The organism is Achromobacter sp. (assembly GCF_036567245.1).
In the GTDB taxonomy this organism is placed as follows: domain Bacteria; phylum Pseudomonadota; class Gammaproteobacteria; order Burkholderiales; family Burkholderiaceae_B; genus Achromobacter.
In genome coordinates, this window is sequence record NZ_DATCUY010000497.1 from 1 (window position 1) to 5,182 (window position 5,182).

General features: G+C 67.4%; 4 protein-coding genes. 2 read left to right on the plus strand and 2 right to left on the minus strand.

The annotated features are described in order from the left end of the window. The first annotated feature begins 140 nt into the window (after positions 1-140). Together ilvD and VIR09_RS21150 are read left to right on the plus strand one after the other, a co-directional pair. Positions 141-2,009: a dihydroxy-acid dehydratase gene (gene ilvD, locus VIR09_RS21145; RefSeq protein ID WP_332014630.1), complete on the plus strand. Its 1,869-nt coding sequence runs from the start codon at positions 141-143 to the stop codon at positions 2,007-2,009. Positions 2,010-2,123: 114 nt separating this feature from the next. Continuing rightward, positions 2,124-3,005 carry a LysR family transcriptional regulator gene (locus VIR09_RS21150; protein WP_332014631.1) on the plus strand — a complete coding sequence of 294 codons (882 nt, stop codon included), beginning with the start codon at positions 2,124-2,126 and terminating at the stop codon, positions 3,003-3,005. A gap of 63 nt (positions 3,006-3,068) precedes the next feature. Here VIR09_RS21150 and lpdA read toward each other — a convergent pair whose 3' ends face one another. Both lpdA and VIR09_RS21160 read right to left on the minus strand, forming a co-directional pair. Then, the gene (gene lpdA / locus VIR09_RS21155; protein WP_332014632.1) at positions 3,069-4,466 is read right to left on the minus strand and encodes a dihydrolipoyl dehydrogenase; all 1,398 of its coding nucleotides are present in this window, start codon (positions 4,464-4,466) and stop codon (positions 3,069-3,071) included. Positions 4,467-4,474: 8 nt separating this feature from the next. After that, positions 4,475-5,182: 2-oxo acid dehydrogenase subunit E2 (locus VIR09_RS21160; RefSeq protein ID WP_332014633.1), on the minus strand; the 708-nt coding region annotated here is incomplete at its 5' end.

The window sequence follows — 5,182 nt, forward strand, 5'->3', positions numbered from 1 at the left end:
GCATTCGCGGCCCGCGGCGTGGCGTCCGCCTGATGGCCGCCGCGGCGTCCTGGGAGCGGCCGGCGGACGGATGGGGCAGGAACCAGCGTATTATTTAACGTTTTGCCGCCTACGCTAACAGCTACAGCCAGAGACAAACCATGCCGCACTACCGCTCCCGCACCTCGACCCACGGCCGCAACATGGCCGGCGCCCGCGCCCTGTGGCGCGCCACCGGCATGAAGGACGACGACTTCGGCAAGCCGATCATCGCGGTAGTGAACTCGTTCACGCAGTTCGTGCCGGGCCACGTGCACCTGCGCGACCTGGGCGCGCTGGTCGCCAAGGAAATCGAGGCCGCCGGCGGCGTCGCCAAGGAATTCAACACCATCGCCGTGGACGACGGCATCGCCATGGGCCACGGCGGCATGCTGTACTCGCTGCCCTCGCGCGAACTGATTGCCGACTCGGTCGAATACATGGTCAACGCGCATTGCGCCGACGCCATGGTCTGCATCTCGAACTGCGACAAGATCACCCCGGGGATGCTGATGGCCGCCATGCGCCTGAACATCCCGGTCGTGTTCGTGTCGGGCGGTCCGATGGAAGCGGGCAAGGTCAAGTCGCCTACCGACGGCAAGGTCATCGCCAAGATCGACCTGATCGACGCCATGATCAAGGCCGCCGACCCCAAGGTGTCGGATGCCGAAGTGGCCGAAGTCGAACGCAGCGCCTGCCCGACTTGCGGCTCCTGTTCCGGCATGTTCACCGCCAACTCGATGAACTGTCTGACCGAAGCCATCGGCCTGGCCTTGCCGGGCAACGGCACCATCGTCGCCACGCACGCCTGGCGCAAGGGCCTGTTCGAGCAGGCCGGCCGCCTGGTGGTGGACCTGTGCCGCCGCTATTACCAGGAAGACGACGAGTCGGTCCTGCCGCGCAGCATCGCCACCAAGAGCGCGTTCCAGAACGCGATGGCGCTGGACGTGGCCATGGGTGGTTCGACCAACACGGTGCTGCACCTGCTGGCCGCGGCGCAGGAAGCCGGCGTGGACTTCACCATGGCCGACATCGACCGCATTTCGCGCAAGGTGCCGTGCCTGTGCAAGGCGGCGCCCGCCACCGACAAGTACCACATCGAAGACGTGCACCGCGCCGGCGGCATCCTGGGCATCCTGGGTGAACTGGCGCGCGCGGACCTGTTGGACCTGTCTTGCGGCAACGTGCACAGCGGCACGCTGGGCAATGCGATCAAGCAATGGGACGTGGCCGGCGGCGCCGGCGAGGAAGCGCAGAAGTTCTACCGCGCGGCCCCGGGCGGCATCCCGACCACGGTGGCCTTCAGCCAGGACGCTACCTTCCTGACGCTGGACACCGACCGCAAGACCGGCTGCATCCGCAGCAAGGAAGACGCTTATTCCAAGGACGGCGGCCTGGCCGTGCTGTACGGCAACCTGGCTGAGAAGGGTTGCATCGTGAAGACGGCCGGCGTGGACGAGTCGCAATGGGTCTTCACCGGCCGCGCGCGCGTCTTCGAAAGCCAGGACGACGCCGTGGAAGGCATTCTGGGCGACAAGATCGTCGCGGGCGACGTGGTGGTGATCCGCTACGAAGGCCCGAAGGGCGGTCCGGGCATGCAGGAAATGCTGTACCCCACGTCGTACCTGAAGTCCAAGGGCCTGGGCAAGACCTGCGCACTGTTCACGGACGGTCGCTTCTCGGGCGGTTCCTCGGGCTTGGTGATCGGCCACGCTTCGCCGGAAGCGGCCGAAGGCGGCACGATCGGCCTGGTGGAAGAGGGCGACGTGATCGAGATCGACATCCCGAACCGCAAGATGCATCTGGCCGTTTCCGACGAGGAACTGGCGCGCCGCCGCGCGGCGATGGATGCGCGGGCCGACGGCTGGGAGCCGGTGGGACGCGAGCGTGTCGTGTCGCAGGCGTTGCAGGCTTATGCGGCCTTGGCGACGTCGGCGGATCGTGGCGCGGTGCGGGATCTGTCGCAGCTGAAGCAGAAGGGCAAGCGCTGATTCTTGCTTGCTGATGCATGAGAAGGGCGGCGCTTTCATGCGCCGCTTTTTTTTGCTCTTCTTCCAGGGCTGTTGCTCTCTATACAATCGACCCACAAACCAAGGAGCCAGCCCATGTCCCTGAATTCTGACGCGCTGCGGCTCTTCCTGGGCGTGGTGGATGCCGGATCCCTCAGCGCCGCCGCGGAACTGCTGGGCCACACCGCGTCGGGCGTCAGCCGGGGCCTGTCGCGCCTTGAAGAAGAGCTCGGCGTCACCCTGCTCAACCGGACCACCCGGCGCATGGATCTGACCGAAGAGGGCAAGCATTTTCTCCCCAAGGCCAGGCACATCGTCGCGTCGCTGGACGAAGCCGAGGACTGCATGCGCATGGTGCATCAGCGGCCAGCGGGCCGCTTGCGGGTGGATGCGTCGGTGCCGGTCATGCTGCATTGCGTGGTGCCGCTGGTGGCGGAGTTCCGGCGCGAGTATCCGGCGATCACGCTTGAACTCACCAGCAACGACCGTATCGTCGATCTCATGGAACATCGCACCGACGTGGCCCTGCGCATGGGGCCGCTGACGGATTCCACCTTGCACGCGCGGCCGTTGCGGCCGTCGCCGCGTTGGGTGATGGCCAGTCCGGACTATGTGGCCCGGCGCGGCGCGCCGGAGACCGTGGAGGATCTGGCCGCGCATGAGGTGCTGGGCTTCACCCAGCCTGAGAGCCTGAACGTCTGGCCCTTGCGCCACGCGGGCGGGTCCAGCTATCTGGCGGTGCCGACGCTGGCGACTTCCAGCGGCGAGACCCAGCGTCAGCTGGCCGTGCGCGGCGTGGGTATCGCCTGCCTTTCCGACTTCGTGGTGCGCGAGGACGTCAAGGCCGGCCGCCTGGTGAAACTGATGGAAGCCGCGCACACGGACTACCTGCAGCCCATGCACGCGGTGTATCACCGCAACACGCAGCTGTCGCGGCGCATAGCCTGTTTCCTGGACTTCCTGGCGGCGCGGATCTGAGTCTGCGCCGCGTTGCGGTTTGCGCCTGGAACCTGCGCAAGCAGGCCCCAGGGCAGGCAGGTCCTAGGCGTGCAAGGCGCGGCCGAAGGCCGACAGCACCGATTCGTGCAGCGTTTCCGACAGGGTCGGGTGCGCGAAAACCGTGTGCATCAGGTCTTCCTCGGTGGCTTCCAGAGATGCCGCCACGCCATAGCCGGTGATCAGCTCGGACGCCTCGGGGTGGATGATGTGCGCGCCCAGCAGTTCGCCGCTTTTCGCGTCGAACACTGTCTTCACCAGCCCCTGGTCTTCGCCCATGGCGATCGCCTTGCCGTTGCCGGCGAAGGTGAACTTGCCCACGCGGATGTCGCCGCCGGTTTTGGCGGCGTGTTCGCGGGCGCGGGCTTCGCTCATGCCGATGCTGGCGACCTGCGGATACGAATAGGTGCAGGCCGGAATGCGCAGCGGATCGATGGGATGCACGGGCTTGCCGGCGATGGCTTCCACGCACAGCACGGCTTCGTGGCTGGCCTTGTGCGCCAGCCACGGCGCGCCCGCCACGTCGCCAATGGCGTAGATGCCGGGCTCGCCCGTGCGGCACAGGCCGTCGGTCACGATATGGGTCTTCTCCACTTTGACGCGAGTCTGCTCCAGGCCCAGGTTCTCGACGTTGCCGACGATGCCGGCGGCGACGATGACGCGCTCCACTTCCAGTTCGCTGCGCTTGCCTTGCTGGTCCAGGGACACTTTCACGCCGGTCGCGGTCAACGAGGACGAAGCCACCGCGCACTGCGTCAGTACGCGGATGCCTTGTTTCTCGAAGGCCTTGCGGGCCAGCGCCGAGATCTCTGCGTCTTCCTGGGGCAGGATCTCCGCGGTCATATCGATCAGCGTGACTTCCGCGCCCACGGCGCGATAGAAACTGGCGAACTCGGCGCCGATGGCGCCTGCACCCACCACCAGCAGCGATTTCGGGATCTCGGTGGGGACCAGCGCCTGGCGATAGGCCCAGATGCGTTCACCCAGGGGCAACGCCGGCAGTTCGCGAGCGCGCGCGCCCGTGGCCAGGACGATGTGCTTGGCCGACAGCGTGTTGCCATTGTCCAGCGCCAGGCGGCCGGCGCCAGCCAGCTTGGCGCTGGCGGCGAACACGGTCACGCCGTTCTTCTTCATCAGGTGCGCCACGCCCTGGCCCAGGCGGCCCGCCACTTTGCGTGAACGCGCCACCATGGCGGTCAGGTCAGGACGCACGTCGCCCGCGCCCGCCACGCCGTAATGCGCGGCCTCGCGGCAGGCGCGCAGCACGGTGGCGCTGTGCAGCAGCGCCTTGGTGGGGATGCAGCCCCAGTTCAGGCAGATGCCGCCCAGTTCAGCGCGTTCCACCAGCGCGACCGACATGCCCAGCTGGGCCGCACGGATGGCGGCGACGTAGCCACCGGGTCCGCCGCCCACCACGACGAGATCAAACGTAGTCTTGGTCATGGCGGGGCTCACAGCAGGATGCGCACGGGATTTTCGATCAGCGTGCGGAAGGCGGCCAGCCAGCGCGCACCCACCGCGCCGTCCACCACGCGGTGGTCCGCGGACAAGGTCACCGTCATGACGGTGGCGGCGGCCAGTTGGCCGTCGCTGTCCACCACCGGGCGCTTCTCTGCCGCGCCCACTGCCAGGATGGCGGCCTGCGGCGGATTGATGATGGCGGCGAACTGGCTGATGCCGTACATGCCCAGGTTGCTCACGGTCAGCGAGCCTCCGGTGAATTCCTCGGGTTTCAGGCGGTTGATCTTGGCGCGTCCGGCCAGCTCGACGATTTCGCCGGCGATCGCGGACAAGGACTTCAGGTCCGCGTCGCGCACGATGGGCGTGACCAGGCCGCCATCGGTCGCGACCGCGACCGAGATGTCGGCGCCGGCGTGGTACTCGACCGCGTCCTCGTGCCAGCTGGCGTTTACCTCCGGCACCTCGCGCAGGGCCAGCGCCGCCGCGCGCACGATGAAATCATTGACCGACAGCTTTACCGTGCCGCCCTGGTTGGCTTGTGTGCGCAATGCCAGCAGCGCGTCCATCCTGCAATCCACCGTCAGGTAGAAGTGCGGTACGTTCTGCTTGCTTTCCGTGAGGCGGCGAGCGATGGCGCGGCGCATACCGGTATGCGGCACGCGGCGCGCGGCCGGGCGGTCGGCCTGAGGCGCGGCAGC

Coding starts and splice junctions, on each gene's coding strand:
- VIR09_RS21150 (WP_332014631.1), top strand. CDS start 2,124: ATGTCCCTGAATTCTGACGCGCTGCGGCTCTTCCTGGGCGTGGTGGAT.
- lpdA (WP_332014632.1), bottom strand. CDS start 4,466: ATGACCAAGACTACGTTTGATCTCGTCGTGGTGGGCGGCGGACCCGGT.
- ilvD (WP_332014630.1), top strand. CDS start 141: ATGCCGCACTACCGCTCCCGCACCTCGACCCACGGCCGCAACATGGCC.